This is a genomic window from Undibacterium sp. Ji50W (assembly GCF_049340445.1).
Lineage (GTDB): Bacteria > Pseudomonadota > Gammaproteobacteria > Burkholderiales > Burkholderiaceae_D > Undibacterium.
In genome coordinates, this window is the sequence record NZ_JBMPOX010000001.1 from 691,351 (window position 1) to 716,531 (window position 25,181).

The following is a 25,181-nucleotide window of genomic DNA, read 5'->3' on the forward strand; positions in this document are numbered from 1 at the left end:
GCAAACATGAAACATCCTTCCACAGAAGAAATACAGGCCCTGCCACAAACAGCTGCGGCTCAGGCACAGCTTGACGCCTGGATAGCATCGCGTAGTACGCCGGAAGCCTTGCTTTGGTTCAGACAGCAATGCCAGCAAATCAGCACAGCAAAACAGGAGCGCGATGTCTACCGTGCCATGGGCCTGGCAGCGCGTAAAATGGGCAAGGCTGACTTGAACTTGGACAGCGATGAACTGGCGGCGGCCAACCAGTTGCGCCCCGGCTTCGATCCGTCTGGCTGGAGCCTGGATATAGCCGCCAGGGTAGCTTTCCTGCTTGCCAGCTATGCTAGCGATGAAGCGCAATTTGCCAACCAACTGGACCGCATTGCCGACAGTGCTGAAATCAATGAACTGATTGCCCTGTATTGCGGCTTTCCCCTGTATCCGGCGGCCATGGCGATAGAGCATCGCGCACGTGAAGCCATACGTTCGAGTATGCGTCCCATTTTTGAAGCGATGGCGCATCGCAACCCCTATCCCATGGAAGCATTTGATGAAGCCGCCTGGAACCAGATGGTGGTCAAATGTTTTTTTCTTGATAGCCCTTTATGGCCGCTGCAGGGACTGGAACAAAGAAATAATCCGGCACTGGCTGCCATCCTGCTGGATCTGGTACATGAACGCTGGGCGGCAGGCCGGTCCATCAGCCCGGAGTTATGGCGTTGTGTGACACCGTATGCAGCTTATACAGACATCGCAGGCAAATCCGACGTACTGCGCGTGCTGGAGCAGGGCAGGGATATCGAACGACTGGCAATCGCCAAGAGCTTGCCAGAGCATGACAACAGCCTGCGCGTCATCTGCGAACAACAGCAACTGATAACACGCGCAGCACATATCAGTTGGCAACAATTGCTGGACGAGACAAATCATTGATCAACAGGAGCACACCATGTACGAAAAAAACGCCGAACACCAGCAATGGCTGGAAGACAGTATCGCCAGGTTGGATGCCGCTGCAGGCACCATCCATATACAGCGTGGCGAAGACCTGTACCTGAGCGCAGCCCTGCGCATACCCGAACCGGTACTCGCCATCGTTGCCCACGTCAGCCATGGCAAAGGCATGGCTGGTGCCGCGCAGCTAAGTAAGACAGCGGTACAAACCTGCAATCTGCAGGACGATAAAAGCGGCAACATACGCCCAGGTGCCAAGGCGGTTGGCGCGCAGGCTGCGATTGCCATTCCCTTGCTTAGCAAGGCGGGCGATGTTATGGCTGTGGTAGGTTTTGCCTGGCAAAAAGAAGGGGATCCGGCAGAGTGGGTAGCACAGGCACCATTCCCGGACAAGTTGGCTGAACTGACAGCACGCCTGCAAGCGGCCTGATTGGCATTTCTAGGGCAATATTAATTTGCGCACATAGCCTTCCAGTGCCACGGTTTCCCCATGTGGATTGGCAATGGGGCGACCGGGCAGGCCCATGCCTTCGCTGATGAATACGCTATTGCCCACTACGCATAAATTCGATGGCGTATCCAGATGCTCTGCCAGGCAATGCACGGTTTGCCGGGCCAGATCAACACACAGCAAGCGCCCTGAATAACGTTTGAAACCACCATGCCATGGTTTTTGCGGTACTTCAGCAACGGGCATGGGCTGCAAAAAATCTTCGCATAATTCCAGCACCAGTAATTGCCCCTGATCGGTAAAAGCCATGCCCGTTGCCAGTGTCAAGCCCGCTATCACAGTACTGATTTCGCCAGTATCCAGATCCAGCCTGACTATCTTGCTGACGCCTTTTTCAAAATATATGCCGGTCTTCTCGACATCACCCTGCAACTCGCCAGAGAACAGGGAGATCAGGACAGCTTGACTGCCACTGCTCTGTTGCCAGCTTTGATCCAGGATCACCGTCACCGGCACCGCATGCTGACCGCCAGACAAATCTGGCAAGACACCGATTACCGTTTCTGCTTTGCCCTCGATAAATTCTATGGCCTGGTTGGTATCCGGTTTCACCGTCAGCCAGCTTTGTCTTTGCGGGTGATAGCACAAGGCATTCAAATTGCCACGACTGTGGAATAGGGTTTGGGGCGGTAAAGTTGATAAATCCATGATGCGTGAACCGGATACATAATCCGTCTGACTCAGCAACCAGCGGCCGTCACCATAGGCTACGTCAGCCAAGCCAAAAATTTCATCCCGACACATGCGTGCCTGCATATTCATGGATCGAAAACCGGCAGCCACGATTTCCGCTTGCCCATACCCACCTGCAGCATCTCGTTTGAACTGCAACAGGCGACCAGAAAAAACCTGCTCTGCATCACCAGTGCCAGCCTCTACCAACAATAAATTGCCGTCCGGTTTGATCTTGATGCCGCGTGGATTATTCAATCCGCGCAAGATGATGCTGGATGCGCAGGTTGTGCGTAAAGGCTGTTGCGCTACGACGATAGAAGGCGGCTTTGGCATGGACAGGGACTGAGTTGAGAGCAGGGATTGTTCCACATTCTGAATACCGTCCCAGTGTTTCATAAAAGACAAATATGGTCAATGTACTATTGTTTGGTGCCAAAAATGTGACGAAGTTCCACCTACTTTCTATATGCCGACGGGCAAATAAAGCCACAAATGGACGCTGGCTTTTCCGGATCAGGGATCAAGGTCGGCTATGCATGATTTGAGATGGGTCAAAAACACAACATCATCTTAGGCGTTATCAAAATTTCTTCTATGCATCCGGCCTGGTATCGGTTGACGCGCTCAAACGCTGTGGGCGTCGGCTTGACCGTGCCGAACTCTTGCAGCAACTGAAAAATATGAGGGATTTTTCCATTCCGGATTTTGGAAAAATCAGCTTTCGTCCCAGTCAGCAACATGATAGCCACTGTGGGCAAGTACTTGGAGTAGATGTCTACCACGGTGCATTTACGGTGCTGGGTGCCTGGCAAGACCCGATTCATCCTAAGGAGGTAGATGGGCAAACTAGTCTGTGACACATTAAAAGCAAGTAGCTTTAAATAAGCTCACTCCGGCACTACCTGCTACGATAATATCAAGTGTACCGTCATTGTTGATATCCCCGGTGGTAACTGCATACGCACCGCTGCTGTTGAGACTGATACTACGGGTAAATGTACCCGTACCGGTACCAGTAAAGATATCCACGGTATTGCCAGTGAATGTGGGAACAAGAATGTCTGTAATGCTGCCGCGCAGCTTCGCAACAGTGACCGCAACGGCCGGACCTGAACTTGCGTAGGTTTGTACCGTACCAAAATTGCCGTCGCCTTTACCCATAAAAACGCTGATGCTGTTGTCACCCTGATTCGCAACAACCAGGTCTGCCAGTCCATCACCATTAAAATCACCTGTTGCAATGCCAAAAGGGCTGGTGCCAACACTCAGCGTGCTACCACTGCTAAAGCTGCCATTGCCTGTGCCAAGCAGTAATGTGACCTTACCAGTGCTGGCGTTGTTGACAATGGCCAGGTCCATGTGTCCATCACCATTAAAATCAGCAGCGACTATGCCATGTGGCACCGAACCGGCTGAAGCACTGATTTGAGTTTTAAATGTGCCATTTCCATTTCCCAGCAAAGCACTGATAGAACTCGCGGTGGAATTTGCTACAGCAATATCTGCGATCTTGTCGCCATTCAGATCGGCTACAACCAGGGCGCGTGGCTTGCTTCCAGTGGAATAACTGACGGCAGTGGCAAAAGTACCATCACCCATATTCAGTAAAACGCTGATTTCACTGCCACCAAAATTGGCAGTAGCGATATCGGGATAACCGTCACCATTAAAATCAGCGACTACCACTTGATAGGGATTGCTGCCTACGTGATAAGTGACGGCATCAGCGAAATTACCGCTTCCCTTACCGATCAATACGCTGATCGTACCAGCATCCAGATTGGCCGTGACCAGATCCAGAACGCCATCCTTGTTAAAGTCGCCGCTGGCGATAGCACGCGGATTGGCACCTACAGTAAGTATTGATAACTGGCTGTAGCTGCAGCTCGATGACGAACCCGAAGAGGTGGTTCCTGTAGTGGTGTTTGCTGTTGTTGTAGTGGTGGTGGCAGTCGTTGTATTGATGGCCGATGTACTCACAGTGGTTGCGTTGTCCGATGTTGTACTACCCCCGCATGCGCTGAGAAAAAAACAAGCGAAAGCGTAGCTTAGCAAGCGTCTTTTTGAGTAAGTAAAAGAAGGCATATTGTTGTCAATTAATTCATTGAGCGTATTTGAATTTCAACCCATTGAGTAATCTAATCGCTTCACTGGTAAATGAAAATTTGATTTACCTGGTTTTACATTCGTTACCGTGGAGCGCTATGGTGAGGAAGAGTTTCTGGTGTTGTTACCTGACCTGGGTCAGGGCCAGAGTACGGAAAAGGGAAAGGGGAAGAGTCGCGTTGAAACCTTGCATCAGATCATGCAGTCACAAGCAGTGATCTATATCGCTAAAAAGAGCAGGGAGGCACAATGTACGGCCAACGATGCATCTTGCCTTCGCGTACCAGCGCATTAGCGCAATCCGGTTAGTTCGACCCGATTGCCGATTACAGCCTTAATTCTTGCTGTAAGGGCGCGCAAAACCTTGCACTGGTTTACACGTAATTTTGCGCTTTTCATTTTTGTTACAGACCGCCGCTGCGTGGCTTGCCGCACTGCAACCTACACCCCGATTCCAAGAAGGTATTTAGCACGAACGATCACAGGTTCAATCAAGCCCCATCCAAGTCGGTGCTGCTTGAAATGGCGACCCCGGCAGCGGTATCACATACAGACCAGAAGCTGCGCGGTGACGTTTTACACCAAAACCGCCGCGTGGTGCGAACCCGCTACGAAATTCGTGCATTTCTTCCAGCGTATCCACCAAGCGCTCTCGGTCTAAGGTGCGTCCAGTATTTTCCAGCGCGACAAGCAAAAGCTGGGCGGCCGCCAGCAAACCAAGCTGCCGCACTTGCTCATGCGCGTTGCTGCCAGCGTGACCGACACAGCGGGCATACACAGCGCGTGCCTCGGTGCTGATATCGGCCGCCAATGCCGGTGTGGTCGTGACGGCACGCATTTGGTTAGCATTTCCCGGCAGATGTTCTGGCATCTCTTCCCAAAGTAGTAATGGCTGCCATTGTTGGCGACTTGCACTGGCGATAAAATCTTGAAAATACATCTCGTTACCCAGAAGTAGTACGCTTTCGATACCCTCGGCGCGCAAATTTGCTACCACTTCATCAACCCCAGTTGCTAAGATCGGCGTTGGCCTGACTTTAGTGAGCGGCTGTATAGCGGTGATTGCGCCATCCAGCAACGCGCTAGATGTTGCTCGCTCAGGATAAACAATGGCAAGCGGCAACGCCGCCGAACGCTTGAGCGGTGTGGCATAGCTGGCCAACGTCCTAATCCTCTCCAGGCTGCCTGGATAGAGGGAAAAGTGGTAGCGACTATATGGGGCTAATGAATCAGCAAGCACAGCCACTACTGGCATTGTCGGGGGAGTCGATGCAGTATTGGTATCACTAGCCAGAACCGCCAGTACTGGTGGCGTACCTGGTCGGGGCGTGGCGACATTCATGACTAAAACGAGGCGGCGTCGAAAAACGCCCCCTTTGCGGTTGACGTTCTCGACCCAGGCATTCAACAATTTCTGATCTGATTGCGCCCGCCTGGCGAGTTTGGGATCGGTTGGCAACGCGATTCCAATACGGATGATATCGTCGCCCACACCTTCATCCGCAGGAGTCAGGTTTTTTAGATAAGCCAGCAAATCCCTTGTTTCCATTGCGGACAAATCGAAACGCGGCATGCTTGAATTGAGCGCCTGGCCGCTCGGGTCCTTGCCTGTGGTAAGCGCAATGAAGAAACTTGTCGCGTTATAAGGGGCGCGATGGCGACCGTCGGGCCGAACAAGGTCGTAGGGTTTAGAAAGTACACCCCAACGGATGTCACCCGATGTGATGCCGCCTTCAGTTTTGCCCCGCGCCTGATAGCCGTGGCAGTTGACGCAGGCCACGAAAGCATTTGGTAGCGGGGCACTGCTGTCGCCACTAAGCGCTGTGAGGGGCCGCCCATCCTGATGCCGCCCTTGATGATAGATGCTCTGGCCGCGCGCCAACTCGCTCGACAGTTGTGCTTCCGATGCTTGCGCACATACTGCGTCGATTGATATGAATGCGATCAGGCAAGTGAAAAAAATGGACGAAATACCGCTTTGCCATCGAAATCGTGTTGCAGGGTTGTGACTGGCCGCCAGCTTAGTGGCCATCGTTCATGACACTGGCGACGATGGGCAGTAGTTCGTTAGCCGAAGCCAAGCCGTTGGCCTTCTTCCACAGCCCGGTTTTTTCATTGCCGATGAGGAGAAGATTGGAATGTGCATCACGTGACTTGACAAATTGACCTAGCTTTTCGAGTACTCGATTAACGTTGGCATGATCACCACTCAGAAACAGCCAACCGGGCTTGGCACCCAGCTGTCTGGCGTAATCCTTTAGTTTTTTCGGTGTGTCAGTCAGCGGATCAACGGTAATGGACAAGAAAAAAACGTCTTGGCCTAGCCGATCACCCAATTGTGCTTGAATGCGAGCGAGTTGTGCGAAGGTCATCGGGCAGGTCGCGCTGCATTCCGAAAAAAAAGTGCTAATCACGACGACACGGCCTTTGACCAAATCGCTGTAGAAACGACGTGCATTGCCATTTTGGTCAAGCAGCTGTAAGTCGGGGAAATAGCTGGCGGCGGCGCTTGGCGGCGTTGCTGAGATGTTTGCCGCTTTCGCACTGGCGAGTTCCCGCATGGTTTGAGCCAAAACGCTAGGTGCGGTGCTGCTTTCGATGCGCCGCCACGTATTCGTATCAGGATTTCCCAGCAGAAAATTCCCGCTGTGGAGGTTTTTATCGGCTGAATAGACCTGCAGCGCCCGCAACAAGGTGTTGATGTCGCGTTCTTTCCCGGTGACCAGTGTCCAATCGGGGGCAGCGCCGAAATGGCTCTTCCATTCACGTAGGTGTTTGGGCGTGTCGGTGCCAGGGTCGATGCTGATCGAGATTACACGTTGATGCGGGTCGCGATTTTTTTCTAATTCACGACTGAGTGCCGCCGAACTAGCCCCAAGTAGCGGACAAACCGCACTGCAGCCGGTGAAAATAAAATTCACGGCAACCACATTTCCCTTTACAAGATCGCGGTAAAAATGCAACGTCCGCCCGGATTGATCCTGCACTTCAATGTCGGGAAGCGGGTCTGATGTCGCAGCCGCGACCGTCGGAGCCCAGACCAATCCCGTACCAAAGGCGATTAAAATCATCAAAAAAAGCATTCCTGACAAAGATCGCAAACGGGTCATAATGGTGGCTTTTCGAGGTTTTTTTCGACCGATTGGAGCACCAGGCAGGGCGCGCTATTGAGTGCTTTCCCCAGCGCCGCCGATTCGGCGTAAAAGTAATACAAGCCTGGGCTGGGCGGGGTAAACTCGAACGTCACCGAGCCGTCGGGCAAGAGGGTCATGTTATGGCGCTGGTGCCAGGTTCCGGGGGCCAGCACTGCACGCAAAGTAAGATCAGGCGGCACGACGGGCAGGGCTGCATTGGGTGAGCTAGAATTTGGACTTGAGCTTGAGCTTGAACTTGAGCTTGAGCTTGAACCGAAGCGAAAAGTCAACCGTGCGATTTGCCCCGGAACGATGGTCTGGTTCGGCAATGCCACCAATGTCGTTGTCGGGCCAGTCAGTACCTTATTTGGTACCGGACTCTCGACAATGTTAGTACCGAAAGCGTGGATGATCCTTGGAGAGGACAGGAAAAAAATGGTGTCATACACCCCCGCAGCGGGAAGCGCAGCGGTGGTTTCGTATACGCCAGGAAGCACTTCACGCAGGCTGCGGTCAAGCACCAGAACGGCGCGCGGTTCGCGGCCATAGTTATCGAAGGTGCCCATCGGTGCAGCCATGCCTTCCATGTAATAGTAGAGCGATTTATCTTTGGGATTAGTGACGACAACAGCGGTTTCGCCAGGGGCTGGAACAATGCTGTCAGCCAGATTGGAGCGGGGGCCGAAAGCGTGTTCGCCACCGACGAACTCGGCAAGCGGTAAGGCCAGGCCCTCGCGACCGATTTCTTTGAGCGGAATCATACCCACGCTGGCGCTGCCGCGCCGTCGCACGAACGCCATATCGCTGGAAAAGGCGACTTGCTCTGGCGCTTGATCGATACTGGCGCGCTGAATAATGCGGTTGCTTACCGCGTCAAGAATCAACAATAGATTCTGGTTCGGGGCAGTGATCAGGCCATAACGGTCGCCCGGCGCAAAGCGAATTTGCGCCATTCCTGCCACGGCCGGTACGTGTGCTGCGACTTTCTGTGTGCTGGCATCGACCACCGTGATGCTATCCCTGGTTTGACTCCACACATACACCGAATCGCTCAGCGCAGAATAGGCAATGCCGGTGGGACGGTCGGCAAGTTTGAGGTCGCGCACTTTTTTCAGGCTGTGTACGTCAATTACCGAGAGTGTTTGGTCCTGCTCATTGGCAACAAAGGCCCAACGGCTATCGGCAGAAAACGCGATGTGGTGCTGACCGTTCCCGGTGACGATACGCGTGACGACTTCAGGCCGGTCAGCTGCCATGACGGCGACACCGGCTCGCGCGTCATCTGCCGCCGCACAGTCAACCCACACATAATGAGCGTCCGGCTGCAGTACCAGTCGGCTCGGTTTAGCGCAAGGGGTGAGGGTGGTCGATACTGTCCAGCTAGCGGTATCGATGACGGCAAGCTTATCTGTGGCAGCCGTGGTGACGTAAAGCAATGTGCTACTGGCATTGAACACCCAGTCAGTACCGATGCCTGGCAGCGGAATCAGGGCTAGCAGTTTCGTGCCGCCAAAGCCAAACAGCGGGTCAACCACGGTGATGCTGGCATCATCGTTGAGTGTGAGGACTTGAAACGAGTTGAAGTCGGCGTCGGCCTTGGAGAAAATCGAGCCACCTAATAATTCTTGAACCTTTTCCGTTAGCGAGTGTGGACGAAAATCACCAGTTTGGTTTTGGTTTTCAATTCCGCGTCGGCTCAACCATGCCGCCGGGTGTAGCCGTGTCAGTGGTTTGCCGCTGGTGGTGTCGGTGATGGTGAAGCGCACCCGCGCTGCCTCCCTGGCCGTTGCTGTGCCAACCGCCCCCGTCGCCGGATTCACCGGCAGCAGGGAAAAAGCGACTGCCACACCGTCTCGCACCGTGGTATTGAGGGCCGTCGCACTGTCCGCAGCCTGGGGCTGACTGGCAAGCAATGCGCTTGCCAGCAAAGAGCCGCAACAAAAAACCGCAATGCGTGAGCTAGGCATCACTATTTCACTGCCTCAGACAAGTCTGCCAAGCGCTGTTTATGTGTTTTATTACGATTTTTAAAACGCTTCACGATGGCCGATTCTTCAACAACGGCTTGTTTGCTTACAGCCTGTTCTTCGACATCAGTGGCGCTCTTGAGCAGGTTGCTGCCGTCAGCCTGGACAGGCAAGATCGTCGCCCGCGATCCCTTGTCGTCTTGGACACGGAAGATACCCCATTGGCCTGCGACAAAATCCCCACCACCGAAGGTAATCAATGACCGATAGAGGTAATCCCCCTTCACCTTCTTTTCGCCTCCTGCACTAGCGATCACGGCTTCAAAGCGATTCCTGGCACCGTGCCCGCCGCGCGCGCCAAACCATTGCGAGAGCGGGTTGTACGCTATTGTGCGGCTGTCGTTGGAGTACGGTTCTTCCTGGAAAACGTGACCGTCGATGGTCAGCGTTTCACCATCCGCACCGGAGCCACTGGCTGGATGGAGCATGCGAAAGCGTACTTCACTACCGGGTGGGGCGGTGTAAATCGGCGTTTGTGGATCGACATTGCCAACTTGCCAGTTCGAGGTGGCGGCTTTGACATTGGTTGCTAGACTTAAGCTAGCCGGAAAACGATACGCCATTGGCTCAGTACCATAGTTGATGGCGTGCGTAGCCTCCCCCCCTGAAGTACCGGTCTGCAGATTCAAATCATCTTGTGCAACCATCACAAAATCACGGAAGGTTTTTTTACCATAGGCCACCGTTGCCGCAGCGCGCATATTGCTGTCTTCCTTCCAAGTCGCACCTTCTGGTTCAATGACCAATGCACCAACCAAGCCTTGAGTATGCTGCAACAGCGGATCAGATGGATTGAGGTTGATGGCGCCAAGTTCAACGGGCGTCTCCTTGAGCTTGCCGTTTTCAAATTCCAGCGTTCCGGCATACCAATAGACGGGGGCCGCAGTCTGGCCTGGCGCAACGGTGACAGTTGAATTAAAGCCGACATTCAAGCCATTACCACGCGTGATGTCATAGCCAACAACTTGTGGGTTGAGGCCGACCTGCGGCGATGTGTTCATCATGATCGTGGGGCTGACCAGGATTTTGTCGCCATTGAGCGTGAGCGCGTAGTTCATATTGCCAGCACCGCTAGCTCCAACAGGTGGTGTGATGCTCCAAGTGGTGAAACCTTGCTGCGTGGTATTGGTGATCGTCGCCGTGGATAACAGCGTGTAACCGGCAGCCTTGAATTCGCTGATCAGGTTTGTCGTCACTGTGGCTGGCGAGGGTAGCGATTGCGCGGGAATCACGAAGAACTGACTGTTGCCGTAAGGTGCCAATGCTTCCGTGTTAGATTTAAAAACAGCAGGCAATTCGCTGGGCTTGAACGCGTTGATGAGGGTTAGCTTAATCCATTCGCCCGCAGCGGCACGTAGGATCAGCGGTTCGATCGGCACACCGGGTTTGAGTTTCCCCTTGGCGTCGGGCGAGGTAAGGTCTTCCGCACGGAAGTAGATCAACGCATTCGGATTTTGAATGTTATTCGCTGATCCAGGGACTGGCTTTATGCCATTCTTTATAACTTGACCACGGTTGTTGTACACCAGCGTGCCGCCTACAAGTGCCTGCTTTGCAGTAGTCGCGACGACTGTAAAACTACGCACCTTGGCACCTGGTGGTGGCTCGATAGTGGCAACCATGGGTGTGGCGGGCGGGAGGTTGTTGGGCAACGGCACCAACTGATCCACTTTTTGCTTATAGGAGCGCATGAATCCCCACAAGCCATTGGTGATGCCATCAGTGCCTGCGCTAGCGTTATACAGGTGATCTGCAAAAGGCATCTTGGTCGCTGCGGTCGCCAAGGGCAACTGGAACAACATCTCGTAGTGTTCAGAGATACCCATGGGTTGGTTGTTGCGGAACCCCGTGTTGGCAGAGTCGGGTTCGTAGAGCCACTTTACCCCATCGATGGAAAAGAAATGCGGGTTATGATGCGCGCCCACCAGTGTCCGTACCTGCACCTTGTCGCCCGCATAGGCGCGAAGTATCGGTGTAAAGGGGTCGGTGGGCTGCACTTTCGCATAGTCTGCCGGTGCACCGCTGCCATTCATGGTTGGCGCAATATTGGCGGGGAACTTGAAGCCAGCAGGATTCTTTATATCAATTGGTGCGCCTGGGAGTGGCTGCACGTTGAGTGATTTATCGGCACGGATGATTGATGTATACGCAAACGACAGGTCGCCTTCGTGATTGGTTGAAGCTACCTGGCCAGTAGTTGGATTCCACACCCGTGCTGGAATGGGTTCGGCACGGTAGTTCAGCGAAAACGTGCCCGGCGCTGCAGGGGTACTGATGAGCGTCGGAAACGGCGCGCCACTAGATTGGTTGACTGGATCGGTACCAGTCGCGTTGATGGCGAACCGAGGTGACGACCAGCCGACCGGGCTATTTTGTGGCACTACCTGATAGGTGCCAGTAACAGCGGGCGCTGGCGCGGGTTTTAACAAGTAGTTGTCAGGCACGCCGATGACTTTCTCGCTCTCGATGAGGAGATCAGAACCCTTGGCAATAATTTTCGCATTGGCTGCGAGGGTCACGCCGTTATTTGCAAAATAGGTGCTGATCGCAGGGGTAACCGGGCCGACCACGGGTACTGGACTGAACACCGTGGTGAACAGTGGTGCCGTGGGCACACTACGCACGGACGGGCTGCCTGCCGTGTAGGCGAGCTGGAAGTCGGCAAACTCCAGGGCAAATTCGCGATAGCTGTCGGCCGAATTGGCAGTCACAATGTTGGCCTGCCAACTGGTTGGACCTCCATCGCTACGTTGCGCTTTGTCATAGAGCAAACCGCCCGAAATTGGATCAAACCACCTGGAGCCTTGCGGTTCGACCAACAGGCCACCGTACAGGCCGACCTGTTGGTGGGTCGATGGGCCAAAATGATCATGTGTGAACACGGTGCGCAGGGTGCGGTCGTCACCTTGGTTGTTTTCGATGGGATCGGTCTGCCAGCGTTGTATCGTGGTCTGTGCGCCCACCCAATTTTGACCAAGCGGTGCCTGACCGAAAACCGCGGGCGCGGGTTTCGCGGTGAGCTTAGTCTGTATGGTTCCCTTGAACTGGGTTTTGGCATCGAAGTTAAAAATACCACCCTGCAAGTTCAGCGCATCGATGCGGCCACGTACTTCATCGGGACTGAAGGTGCCGTCTTCGTAGTTCCAGCCATTACCTGCACCGTCGGAGGCGAGCACATCGAACTTCACGAGGTGAATATGCTGGCCGATGATGTCAGTCGGCGTACGCACTTGAAAATCATCGAGATCATAGTAGTCAGGCACTAAATTGGTGTGCCAAAATTCGACTGTCTCGTTGCTGTTGGCGCGGAAAAACAGCGGTTGAGGCGCGCGCTCACCTTTCAAGGTCGGGGCGACATCCTGCCATAAGGTCAGCATGCGCTGTTGCGGATAATGCCAGCCTTGTTTTGTCAGTACTGCATCGGTCTGGATAGCCGCTGCCTGATAGCGCCGGGTATTGCCCAAACTCAGGCCATTGCCATTGCTATTGACACCGGGATTAGCAAATGGTGCACCGGGCACGGGTGGCAAGCCGTTGAGGGTGAAATTACCGGGCGCGCCGTTGGGCTGCACCGACGCACGGGTGCGCGTCGAATGCGCTGCCATCGCCGCTTTTTCGACCGCCGTGCCTTCTTCTGGCAGTGCGAAAGCAACCAGGCCGCCAGCGATGGGCGCGCCCATTTTGTCGTAGGCGATGAAATCCTTGCTGAAATCCCAGCGCGTATGCAACTCGTGCACGATGGTGCCGTCCACCACCTGATGACGCGGCAAGCCGCCGTCAAGGTAAATTTTATTGCCTGAGGCATCAAGTTTGGGCTTGCCGTTGAGCTCTTCCCATGCGAAGTCGATCGGTGGATGGGGCGCACGGTGGCCTGACACACCAGGGACAAAGAATGGATATCCCGGATTGTCATAAATCGGCTCGCCGCTAACGGTCTGGCCTTTCGCGCTAACTTCGACCCGTGTGCCCTTGTCGATCAACTGCACCAAGGCAGGCGCAGGGGCCATGGCCAGCGTCGGCAGTGGGACGATGGCTGGTATCGGTGTGCCAGCGGTGATTTCAGCGTCAGGCAAAGCGCGGTTCCAGCCGGGGGTTGGTATGCCATTGGCATCAAGCCTGGTACCCGCTTCAAAAACGTCATGTACCCGCCACAACGCCCACATACCACCGGCAAAATGGGGGTAGAAATGGCAATGGAAAATCGAATCACCAGCCGTTTCGTTCAGGTTGCCACTACCATTAAAAGCCATTTCAAGTGAATAGGTCGAGCCGGGCGCAATCAATTGACTATCGAGGTAATGCGAATCATCGCTGTTGGGCGAACGTAACCACTGGTGTGCATGCAAGTGGTGGACATGGGTAATACCCTGCCCGGTATGCAGCAGACGCATGGTCACATGATCGCGCATATAGCTGTGATAGACGTTGGAGGGATCATCAGGATAGTAGGCCTTGGTGGCACGCATGCTTGCGGGAACTGGCGAAACAGGTGAACTTATTGGCGTCCCGGTGGGGGGGGGCACTGCAGCGCCACCAGCGGTAAAGGGCGTGACAGCGTTGGCAGGCACATTGACCACCATCGCAGGATCACCATTAGACCAAGAACTCAGGAAAAACTCTTCAAACTTCAAGTCAACCGACTGTTTGCCGCCCATAGGGCCGACCCCCAACCGACTAGCCAGCACCTCGGCACCAATACCCGCTGCGCCATAGTTGATGGCGAAAGAATCACTGCCTGCACCGAGAACACTGCTGAGCGGACCACTATTAAACTGTGGAAACGCCTGCTGAGCGGTACTGAAAACTTCGTGATACATCACGGCAAATTCGCGGAACGGTTGACGCCGTCCGGGGTAGGTAGGATTTGCGTAAAAGTCTGGCCCCTTTTCGGTAAACGGGAATTCGCCCCCGCCAGGGCCAGTGACAATCGCACCGAGGTCGGTGTAGATCAGCTCGTCGCGACCATCGTCAATGGGCTGCGTCATCTTCAAAATGGGCTGCCCGGCACGCGGGTTACCAGATGAAAAGATGGCGTTGTAGTTAATCAGTGGGCGTCCGTCAGGCAAAGTCTGGGTTGAAGCCAGCAGCATATCGGCGTTGGTCACTTGACTGCGATACCACTCGGAATTAGGCGGCTCAACCACCACCGCGCCGAACAAACCCGCTGCCAACTGGCCGTTCCAGTCACCCGCAGCGCTGTACAGCATGTAAGTACCTTCTTCCTTTGCGATATAGCGGTAGCTCATCTGCTGGTTGGGGGCAGCGTAGGCATTGGCATTTTTGCCAACCCAAGTGGCGTCATTATTGATGCCCGGCCCAGACTGTGGGGGATTGCCAGGTGCAAATGCAGTTGCAACGCCATTCGCATCCAATTCAAGGCCCGCGATATGCACACCAGCCGACGTTGTGCCAACGCCCCCCGATGAGGTGAGAAGATTGGTAAACTTGATTTCTAGCGTTTGGCCAACCGCCACCCGCAAAACAATTGGGCGCGGACGCTTATCGGCGCGCAATGCAACCTGCCCAGCGCACAGTACCGGTGCTGCGCAAGCGCCCGTACCAGTGGATACCACATCGCGTCTGAGTGCGAACATTTTGCCGTTGGGTTGCGACGCGCCAAGGCGGTTGAACCACCAAGGCTGATCAAGCGCGACTACATCGACGAAAATCGTTTTGGCACTGGCCGCATTCGATGCCAGATTGTTTGCACTGGAGCTGTGACTCAGTACAATCGCCATGACACACGTTATGAGGGACAGCACAGATTTGGCAGAAGAACGAAGGCGATAATTCATGGAAGAAACCCCCCCACTAAATTTGATGAATGGAAACCCCAAATCACACCGCTTGTTTTACCTATTCCGTGCAAACCAGAAAATGGTAAATTAGATAATATGAATATTATACTAAGTTTTAATTAAATAAAAGTAAATATATTTTGATAAAAATAATGGGGTCTGTTGACGTTTCACATAGGCAACCATAAAAAGGGGTTGTGTTGCAATAAGGATTTGACGTTGAGTTGAGTCGAGCAATCTGCCCAGAAATCAAAAGGCCAAGCTATAGAATTGTTGGGTAGCGGACGCAACTTCCCCGTTGGAGCATTGCAGTTGCCCCTTCTTGATCATGTGCATCGTCTCAATGCCAGCGATGATTTTGGCGGCGCAGTGGAAGTTTTTAAAGCCGAGCATGGGACGGGTTATTCGCTTTATGGCTTTATGGCTTTATGGCTTTATGGCTTTATGGCTTTATAGCTTTATAGCTTTATGGCCTTGTTCTACAAGATTTTTCAAGTATTTCGATTGGCGCAACATGATGTCAACGCCGCTGTCGGCGACCATACTATGCACCGCCACCGTGTTGGCGCCGCTCTTGTCAATCGTGATTTTCTCTGGCACATCGTGCACCCCTATTGCCCGTTCGAAGAAGCGTCGTGCCACAGCGTGATCGCGTTTGGCCGTGAGCAGAAAGTCCACGGTGTGACCAAGTCTGTCTACTGCTCGATACAGATATTTCCACTGCTTGCCGACTTGGATGTAAGCGTAGTAATCGGCTTGCTGCCGAAAATCGTGCCGAAGCAAACACGAGATTTTTACTCATTGAAAATCAATGACTTAGAATGTTTGCTTAAGAGTCTCATCCATTCGCCAACTGCGGCCAACCGGCCGCTTGCGATGGCGAAGCACCTTGACCTAGACCGGCAAGATCCTCAACGCCCACCGATGCACCGTGGTGTGATCAACTTCCACACCGCGCTCGGCCATCATCTCCTCTAGATTGCGCAGACTCAGCGCATACGTCGCATACCAACGTACACACAACAACATCACATCAAGCGGATAATGCAAGCGCTTGAGTACTCTACGAAGAACGGATTCTTCCAATTGGATCGACAGTGATTTCATGAATGCCATTCTAGCACTCCGACTTTCGCCTTACCGCAACAGAACCCGTAAAAGCATCATGCCGAAAAATCCCTCCCTACCCATTCATTACAACTTCAGCGCCGTCACCTGCTGCGGCAGCACGCGGTCAGCCATGCCACGAATATCCTTGGCAGAGAAATCAGTGACGCCGCGCAGATCGAACAGCGCAGCATCGCCCTGACCACGCTGCAGATTGAGCGCACTGAAATAGGCATCACTGACATCATCAAGAACAATGGCAGTGCGGCCTTCAGGGCTGGTATAGCCGACCTTGACGTGATGCATGTCGACGGACTTCACGTGGCGCAAAAAGAAGGCATACGCCGGCGGCTTGCCGAACATGCCGGGCTCTGGATAATTTTTGGCGTTTTCCGGCGGTACCAGCGCACTCCACGCCGCATCGCCACCGCCCTGCGTTTCAATCTGCACATTGCTGATCTGGATATCCTCGACAGCATGACCGGGAAGACCCGTAATGGTACTCGCATAATCACCATGCGCGCCCGATACGACGATATTGCTGATGTTGATGCGCTTGATGGTACCGACAACTGGTTTGCCTGGAGCGCGCAAGCGTGCGCCCAGACGAATGAAGATCGGGTCGTTCGCTACATTGCGCATGGTGATGTTAGAAATCGTGATGTCTTCTATGTGTGAGCCATCCACGCTTTCAATCGCCAGCCCCCGGCATTCATCAAAAATGCAGTTGGTAATAGTGATGTTTTTGAAGTCCCCGTTTGATTCCGTGCCCAGTTTGATGCGTCCGTATTTGCCGGATTTATAGTCAGGCACGCTGCGTTTGAAACTGCCATCAAGCATGCTTCCCTCATCGAAATTACCTGACACCATGCAATCAGAAATCGTAATGTTTTCGCAGGCTTGCAGGCGACCCAGTCCATACGAGGCCTTCAACACAATCGCATCGTCCCAGGGCGTATTCAGGCTACAGCGACTGATGCGCACATTATTGCAGGCATCAATGTCCATGCCATCACGATTGCTATCTATCTTGAGATTGTCTATCAGCATATTGCTGCAGCCAGTTGCCAGGATACCGAAATGACCTCCATGCAAAATTGAGAAATCCCGCAAGATGACATTACGGCATTCACGTAGCCCGATCGCCTTGTTGCCGACACCCGGTTGGTCGGTACTGTCCTGGTATCCACCGGTAGCCCTGTTGTGACCACTATATAAACCCTTGCCATGGATCAGCCCACTACCCAGGATAGCCACATTGTCCAGGTCTACACCCCAGATCAGGCTGTTTTGCCAATGGCTATGACCACCGTCCTGAAATTTACCGCCAGCTTCATTCGGCTCAGGCACATCATAAGGCGCAACTTTCCAGTCTGCCGCCTCGATCACTGCTCCCGCTTCGAGGTATAGAGTGATATTGCTCTTCAGCCGGATGGAGGCGGACAGATAGCGACCCGGTGGGAAATAGATAGTACCGCCGCCGGCTTTCGATGCCGCCACAATGGCAGCATTGATCGCCGGGGTATCCACGACCGACCCGTTCCCTTTTGCACCAAAGCGTTTCACATCGAATAAATTCACAGATGGAATTACAGGCGCAGCCAGCGCACCAGTCACAGACAAAGCGGGCAAGACACCTGCAAACGCAATCGTGCTGACAAGAAAATGCCGGCGAGTGGCAAGGGCAGTGGTCATGAAGAGCCTCAATTTGAATTTTAAATTTTAAGAATAGGGGGGAATCGTTCGCGATGTTCCCGGCAAATTATGGAGAGTTTCTGATTCCGGCGCTGCTCATTTCATTGAGCGTTTACGAGGAGGCGAAAACGGGGGAAGCAGATCCCCGGTGCTGTTAGCCTGGATACATGCACGGTGATTATTCAGTATCAAGGAGCCTCATAAAGCTAGTCCTGTCAAAACCATCAAGCGTCAAGGCACTGATTGTCAATATGTTTGATTGGTAAAATTATACGGAATTTTGTTCCCCGACCTATCGCCGTACTTACGTCAATGTGGCCATTGTGTTTCTGTATGATTCCATAAGACAAAGACAGGCCCAATCCTGTACCTTTACCGATAGGTTTAGTGGTAAAGAAGGGGTCAAAAATTCGAGGCAAAACATCTTCTGGAATACCGCTGCCTTTGTCTTCTATTTCTATCCAGACCTGCTCATTCCCGGTTCCTGTCCGGATAGTAATTTGACCCCGGCTCGATACAGATGCGTGCACCGCATTGACCACAAGATTCATGATTACCTGATTGATTTGAGATGGCATGCATTCCACTTCAGGGATAGCGCCATACTCTTTAATTACATCTGCAGAGTACTTGATTTCGCTAGCTATTATATTTAGCGTGGATTCTATACCTCGATGGAGGTCAGCCCATTCCCATTGCTGGGCTGTATCTGTTCGAGAAAAATCCTTCAGGTCTTGAATAATTTTACTGACACGCGTTATTCCATCCTTGGATTCGTTGATAAGATAGGGAATATCCTCTTTTAAATACTGTAATTCAATGCGTTCGCGTAAATTTTTTATTTCTGTAACAAGTGATGGCGAAGTTATGTGGCTCTCGGCATTTTCATAGGCAGTCAGCATTTTGAATAGCCGTTCAAGATACGTTTCCAGAGTGCTGAAATTTGAAAATATGAAGCCGATAGGGTTATTGATTTCATGTGCAACCCCGGCAGCGAGTTGACCAATAGAGGCCAGTTTTTCTGATTGTATCAGTTGGCTTTCCAATAATTTCCGCTCATTGATTTCATTCTCCAGCAATCTATTTGCCTGCAATACTTCACTGTTTCGTTCTAGAACAATTTGTTCCAGGTGCTCCATTTTCAATGCGGCTTGTTGGCCGCTGACCCATTTGGCGGTGAGGGTGTTGGCCAACTGGCGGACTTCAATCAGGTCAAAAGGTTTTTTTAAAATTAATAAACGGTCGCGTGTATCCAGGCGAGTTAATACTTCTTCCCAGGAATAATCGGAATACGCGGTACAAATGACAATCTGCAGTCTTGGGTCCAGTTGCCACAGGCGCTCTGTCGTTTCGACGCCGTCCCAGCCGGGCGGCATGCGCATGTCTATGAACGCCATCGCATAAGGTAAGTTGGCATCCAGTGATTTCTGCACCATCGCCATGCCGTCTTGCCCTTGATACGCTGAATCCAACTCAAATCCGACAAAAGAGGTATCTGCTTTTGTCCCAAACAACATCGCCTCTACATCATCAAGTTCCGATTCTGGTGAATTCCCAACGAGAATTTTCCGAAAATCCTCATGGATCTGAGGCATGTCGTCTATGAGCAAAATACGTCTATTTGAAAAATAGTCCATAAATTTAACTATACACTTTCATCTCTTGAATTTTTCGGAAGTTCTTAATTCAATCTGCTTTTTGCAATGGATGCTTCTGATTGTCGTCGGGTCTCGGACACGTTACGATCATATACCTCAAACGCCTCAGCCAAAATTTTTCGAAGTTCATGATTACTGAAAGGTTTGCCTAAGAATTTATAGATGGCACCTTGATTAATTGCTGCAGTCATAGCGTCAAATTCCTTATAACCACTAAAAAGTAATCTAACCGTGCCAGGGTACAAACGTCTAATTTTTGTTAGCATTTCTACACCAGTGGTTTCCTGTAGTCGTTGATCGCATAAAACCACACCAATATTATTACAGGCAAGTAATTCAAAAGCTTCCTCCGCGCGATTGGCCAATAGTACGCGGTAGCCATCAAATCTTAACCCCCGTACTACTGCGCGCGTCATACCAGGATCGTCATCCAGTACAAGCAGGGTCCGGGTGAAGCAATCTTTTGATCTGGGTTCTGGAACGAGAAGCGGACCAGCCTGCAGAAAGGCCATCAATTCTGGAGCTTGCAATGCCGGACTAAAGAAATACCCTTGCGCCTGATCGCAACCACCTAAAGTCAGCAAGGCAACCTGACCAGCCGTTTCCACCATTTCGGCAACTGTTTTCAATCCAAGTTGATGTGCCATCACAATAATAGTATTGGCGATTGCCAGATTGTCTGGGCTACTGACTACATCGTTGATAAAAGATCCATCCAACTTGATCTTGTCAATTGGCAGTGCGGCCAATGATCGCAAGTTCGAATAACCTGTACCAAAGTCGTCAATCGCCAATTGCACTCCCAGGCTTTTAAGATCGTTCATTATTAAAATAATTTTTTCAATATTTTGAACGATCGTACTTTCAGCTAACTCCAATTCAATATGGCAAGGTTCTATATTATTCGTGGCTAAACAATCTGCAATGCATTGTTTTAGATCGGGCCATTCTACTTGTTTTGCCGACAGATTAATGCTTATGCATAGGGTAGGAAGGTCCGCTTCCCGCCATTCTTTGCATTGTTCGCAGACTGTCCTTATGGTCCATGCACCTAGTGATTCTATTAAACCTGTTTCTTCGGCCAGTGGTAAAAATAGGGAAGGGGAGATGTTGCCCAATTCCGGATGTTGCCATCGAAGTAGCGCCTCAGCACCAATTATTTTTCCATTGCGCAAATCGATTTGAGGTTGATACGCTAGCGATAACTGGCGTTCATCAATTGCGCGTTGCAGGTCGGTGGCTAGTTTTTTTCGTTCATCCAGATGGCGATGCAAATTCTCGTTGTAAATTTGCAGATTGTTGCGCCCCATTTTTTTTGCCCGGTACATGGCGGCGTCAGCGAACTTAAGCAATTCATTTCCATCTATACCATCTTCCGGGAAATTACTACAACCAATGCTGCAACTTATGTTGACTGCCCGGCCAGCGAGGATCAAAGGTTGGGCCACGCTTTTTACAACGCGACCAATGGCAAGCTCGACATCGTACGCCTGTCCATTTTGGTTATATAGCAGCAAAACAAACTCATCCCCACCTAGACGAGCAATGGTATCCGTTTCGCGCAAACAGGCACCGATACGCAGTGCAACTATCTTCAATAATTCATCGCCGGCAGCGTGTCCCAAATTGTCGTTGATCCATTTAAAGCGATCCAGGTCGAGAAAACATATCGCTAAACGCCCTTCGTTTCTTTGTGCGTGTGATAGTGCCTGATGGAGCCGGTCCATTAACAAATGACGATTTGGCAAACCAGTTAATGCGTCGTAGTTAGCCTGGTATTGCAATTGTTTTTGTACCCGTTTGTGTTCGGTCGCGTCCCGTATCACCAACTGCGTCGCTGATTTTCCTTGATAAGTGTAGGCAAGACGCGTTACCAGGACATGGATCTCGTCGCCGTCAAGGCACAGCACTAATTCTTCGGCTAAAAGCTGAGTATCAATATTTTTTTCCAAAGTACTGAGATGTACCGTGGCAGAGGGCGGGGGCGACACGAACAGTGATGCTATAGAGCGATTTAACAAGTCATCAATTTGCTGTACGCGAAACATGTCACAAGCAGTTCTATTTGCAAAAACAACCCTCTCTGAGCGCTCAATCAAGATGGCATCTGGAGACAATTCAACGAGTAAGCGATATTGTTCTTCACTCTCTTGCAGATTATGATTTGCGATCTCAAGGCTTGCTTGTGCTTCTTTTCGCACCAGCATTTCATTGGTAAGTTCTTTAGTCCGTTCTTGAACAATTTGTTCCAGGTACTCCATTTTCAATGCGGCTTGTTGGCCGCTGACCCATTTGGCGGTGAGGGTGTTGGCCAACTGGCGGACTTCAATCAGGTCAAAAGGTTTTTTTAAAATTAATAAACGGTCGCGTGTATCCAGGCGAGTTAATACTTCTTCCCAGGAATAATCGGAATACGCGGTACAAATGACAATCTGCAACCTTGGGTCCAGTTGCCACAGACGTTCTGTCGTTTCGACACCATCCCAGCCAGGCGGCATGCGCATGTCTATGAACGCCATCGCATAGGGTAAGTTGGCATCCAGTGATTTCTGCACCATCTCCATACCGTCTTGCCCTTGATACGCAGAATCCAGCTCAAATCCGACAAAAGAGGTGTCCGCTTTTGTCCCAAACAACATCGCTTCTACATCATCAAGTTCTGATACTGGTGAGTCTCCTACGAGAATTTTCCGGAAATCTTCATGAATTGGGGGCATGTCGTCTATGAGCAAAATGCGTCTATTTTTCAGTGAATTCATATGCTCTCTTTTCCTGATTTTATCGGAAACTTGAATGTGAAAACTGCACCTTTCCCTACGCCGTCGCTGCTTGCCGCTAAACTTCCACCCATCGATTTCGCCGCTAAAACACAACTATGCAGCCCAAAGCCGTGACCATTTTTTCGGGTGGTGAATCCATGTGCAAAGATACGGGTGATATTTTCTGGGGGAATGCCTTCGCCGTTATCGATGACCTGTACTTGTATGGTTTGTTCTTGCGCTTGATGCATGCGCAAAGTGATCTGATGATGGTCACCTTGTTTACCGGCCATTGCATTTTTTGCGTTACTAATAAGGTTAATCAATATCTGCAGCACTTTATGCCGGTCCAGCAACATAGACGGGACAGCGTCAAGCTCTTTGACGATCTTCACGTTGTGACGTACTAATGAACTTACACTTATACGCAATGCGTCTTCAATAAGTTCGTCAAGTTGACAATATTCGAGCACGCTTGATGTGCCAGCATATGACTGCTGTGTAGTAACGATATCTCTGATGTGATCAATACTGTTAACCAGCTGGGCAAGTTCGTTGATAATTGCTTGTTGTTCGTCGAGCATCGCGACAGATAATTTCCCAAGATAATCAGGTAATAATTTACCCTTTGGATTTTTGGTGAAAAAATCTCCCAAATCTTCGGCATGCTCATCTATAAGTTGAACAGCTTTTCCTAGCCCCGCTATTTTAGATGCACGAATTCGATTATTGACTAATTCGGCTGAAACATTGACGCTGTTTAAAACATTACCGACGTTATGCAGTACGTTTGTGGCAATTTCCGCCATCCCTGCCTGGCGGGCAGTGGTGATCAATTCAGCTTGCACAGCTTTTAATTCATGGGTGCGTTCTTGAACTCGTTGTTCCAAATGGTCGTTTGCATATTGCAGCTCAGTATTGATACGCTGTATAAGCGCATTGCTGCGAATTAATCGAATGACGGCATATAAAAATAAGCCTGTCAGTGCAGCGGCAAATAGCAACAGATAATATCGATATTTCTGATTTAATTCCGTATTTAGTTGTTGTTCGATATTAAGAGAATTATTGATCGCATCTATGCTCGCAGCAGTTGGTTCGTTGGAGATGTCTTTTAAAAGTTCATTGACGATTCCGTGTTCTCGCAAGAGGGTTCGTACGTGAGCGGAAAATATGTCTACTCTTTCGGTGAAATTTAACGGGAGATTTTTTGCCAGGCTCATTAATTGAGCTAACTCAGATTCGATGTCGCTTGCTTTCTCCTCCGACGCTGCCTGGTCATACACTAGACTGGCCAGTAGTATTTTTTTTACACTCCCGGTAATTTTTTCAAAATTGGCAGCATATTTTGCTTGAGCACGCAGGCTTTGAATATCTTCAGCAGCAGTTGGAAGAAACGCTAATGAGTTTCTAAGGATAGCGTTGTGAGATTTGAAGCGTTCAATCAGAATTGATTTTTTCTGTAAGGTTTTCTCAAAAATTTTAATTTCATTTTCCAACTTCAGGTTGGTATGGTGATTGTTATTTTCTGCAATCAAATCCAGTTGTTGCTGCAATTTATCTAGGTCTGAGAGCGGATCAACTAATGGATCGTAAGTTTTATTGATGCCGACTTTGGACTTCATCACATCCAATTCCCAATGTGCGTCAAGCTGTTTAATTTGACGTAGTAGGGCAATGTTTTCGAAATAGAGAGCGGGGTCGAAATTTTTTGTTTTTATATATAAGAAAAAGAGTGCTGAGGAAAGCAACACGCCCAGAACTGTCATTGAGAGCCAGGTGAATGGATTACGCTTGGTTCTCATGGCTTATTGGGGAGTTCACCAGTTAATGTATTGAGAAACTTGACGATGGATTCCTTATCCTCTTTTGAACCCACACGTCCAAGTTGATACTTAAACATAACGTCAACCGCATCCTCGAGTGTTTTTGCAGATGCGTCGTGAAAGTAAGGCGCGGTCAGCGCAACATTGCGTAGACCGGGTACTTTAAAGACGTACTTGTCTGCTTCTTCTTTTGTGACAAGATAACGGCCAAGATCTGCTTCTGTTGGATTCCCTCGCTGTTTAAAGTAGTCACCCATGACGCCAAATTTTTGAAACATGTTCCCGCCAACATTGACACCTTGATGGCAGGCTATACAGCCATACTGTTTAAATTTGGTGTAACCAATTTTTTCAGCCTCAGAAATGGCTGAATTGTCGCCACGAAGGTATTTGTCGAAACGCGAATTGGGTGTGATCAAGGTGCGTTCAAAAGTGGCAATTGCATCCTGTATGTTGGCTTTTGTAACTCCATCTTTATAGGATGCAATGAAAGCTTGTTGATACTTTGCATCTTTAGATACTTTAAGTACGATCTCTTCCCATTTCGCCCCCATTTCAGCAGGGTTTTGAATCACGTGACTGATCTGCGCTTCTAAAGAATCTGCGCGCCCATTCCAAAATTGCTTGAAATTGAATGCTGTGTTGAAAACGGTAGGTGTGTTGACTTCGGTCTTTTGTCCGTTCAGGCCGACAGAGCGCGCCAGACCATCTGCGCCACCTTTTTCAAGATTGTGGCAACTTGCGCAGGATATTTTATTGTTTCCAGAAAGGATAGGATCACGAAATAGTTGCCGGCCAATTTCTGCTCTGGCTGGATTTTGATTCAGCGAAAAAGGGATGGGTTTAATTGGCTCATCCAGTGCGGCTGGCAGAGCAGAATTTGAAAACCCTGAAATTAATAAAATGGCAAATCTCAAAGAACTGAAAGACATCGATCTTCCTTTGC

At 50.9% G+C, this 25,181-nt stretch carries 13 protein-coding genes and 1 pseudogene; 2 read left to right on the top strand and 12 right to left on the bottom strand.

Annotated features, from left to right (window positions below):
• Positions 1-6: 6 nt before the first annotated feature.
• Complete coding sequence (locus tag ACO0K9_RS03170; RefSeq protein ID WP_422981668.1) at positions 7-918, top strand: EboA domain-containing protein; 912 nt, start codon at positions 7-9, stop codon at positions 916-918.
• A 16-nt stretch (positions 919-934) separates the two neighbouring features.
• Complete coding sequence (locus tag ACO0K9_RS03175; RefSeq protein ID WP_422981670.1) at positions 935-1,369, top strand: hypothetical protein; 435 nt, start codon at positions 935-937, stop codon at positions 1,367-1,369.
• 9 nt (positions 1,370-1,378) lie between these two features.
• On the opposite strand, the gene ACO0K9_RS03180 is transcribed toward ACO0K9_RS03175, so the two are convergent.
• From ACO0K9_RS03180 to ACO0K9_RS03235, 12 genes and pseudogenes are all read right to left on the bottom strand, one after another.
• Positions 1,379-2,521 (bottom strand): hypothetical protein, encoded by a 1,143-nt coding sequence (locus ACO0K9_RS03180; RefSeq protein WP_422981672.1) that lies wholly within the window; start codon positions 2,519-2,521, stop codon positions 1,379-1,381.
• A 465-nt stretch (positions 2,522-2,986) separates the two neighbouring features.
• Complete coding sequence (locus ACO0K9_RS03185) at positions 2,987-4,105, bottom strand: FG-GAP repeat domain-containing protein (protein WP_422981674.1); 1,119 nt, start codon at positions 4,103-4,105, stop codon at positions 2,987-2,989.
• A gap of 613 nt (positions 4,106-4,718) precedes the next feature.
• Positions 4,719-6,263 carry an ABC transporter substrate-binding protein gene (locus tag ACO0K9_RS03190; protein WP_422981676.1) on the bottom strand — a complete coding sequence of 515 codons (1,545 nt, stop codon included), beginning with the start codon at positions 6,261-6,263 and terminating at the stop codon, positions 4,719-4,721.
• Positions 6,253-7,341 (bottom strand): SCO family protein, encoded by a 1,089-nt coding sequence (locus ACO0K9_RS03195; RefSeq protein WP_422981678.1) that lies wholly within the window; start codon positions 7,339-7,341, stop codon positions 6,253-6,255. Before ACO0K9_RS03195 ends, ACO0K9_RS03190 begins: the two co-directional genes overlap by 11 nt.
• Entirely contained in the window at positions 7,338-9,332 is a 1,995-nt protein-coding gene (locus ACO0K9_RS03200; RefSeq protein WP_422981680.1) for a YncE family protein, read from the bottom strand. The genes ACO0K9_RS03195 and ACO0K9_RS03200 overlap by 4 nt, the downstream gene beginning before the upstream one ends.
• 2 nt (positions 9,333-9,334) lie before the next feature.
• Positions 9,335-15,130: a hypothetical protein gene (locus tag ACO0K9_RS03205; RefSeq protein WP_422981682.1), complete on the bottom strand. Its 5,796-nt coding sequence runs from the start codon at positions 15,128-15,130 to the stop codon at positions 9,335-9,337.
• 309 nt (positions 15,131-15,439) lie between these two features.
• Positions 15,440-16,297: pseudogene (locus ACO0K9_RS03210) on the bottom strand (IS6 family transposase).
• Positions 16,298-16,384: 87 nt separating this feature from the next.
• Positions 16,385-17,992 (bottom strand): rhamnogalacturonidase, encoded by a 1,608-nt coding sequence (locus ACO0K9_RS03215; RefSeq protein ID WP_422981684.1) that lies wholly within the window; start codon positions 17,990-17,992, stop codon positions 16,385-16,387.
• Positions 17,993-18,216: 224 nt separating this feature from the next.
• Positions 18,217-19,629, bottom strand: coding sequence for an ATP-binding protein (locus ACO0K9_RS03220; RefSeq protein ID WP_422981686.1), 1,413 nt, complete (start codon positions 19,627-19,629; stop codon positions 18,217-18,219).
• Positions 19,630-19,673: 44 nt separating this feature from the next.
• Complete coding sequence (locus tag ACO0K9_RS03225) at positions 19,674-22,409, bottom strand: EAL domain-containing protein (protein WP_422981688.1); 2,736 nt, start codon at positions 22,407-22,409, stop codon at positions 19,674-19,676.
• The gene (locus tag ACO0K9_RS03230; RefSeq protein WP_422981690.1) at positions 22,406-24,214 is read right to left on the bottom strand and encodes a DAHL domain-containing protein; all 1,809 of its coding nucleotides are present in this window, start codon (positions 24,212-24,214) and stop codon (positions 22,406-22,408) included. Before ACO0K9_RS03230 ends, ACO0K9_RS03225 begins: the two co-directional genes overlap by 4 nt.
• Positions 24,211-25,167 carry a cytochrome-c peroxidase gene (locus tag ACO0K9_RS03235; protein ID WP_422981692.1) on the bottom strand — a complete coding sequence of 319 codons (957 nt, stop codon included), beginning with the start codon at positions 25,165-25,167 and terminating at the stop codon, positions 24,211-24,213. The genes ACO0K9_RS03230 and ACO0K9_RS03235 overlap by 4 nt, the downstream gene beginning before the upstream one ends.
• Between the last annotated feature and the right edge of the window lie 14 nt (positions 25,168-25,181).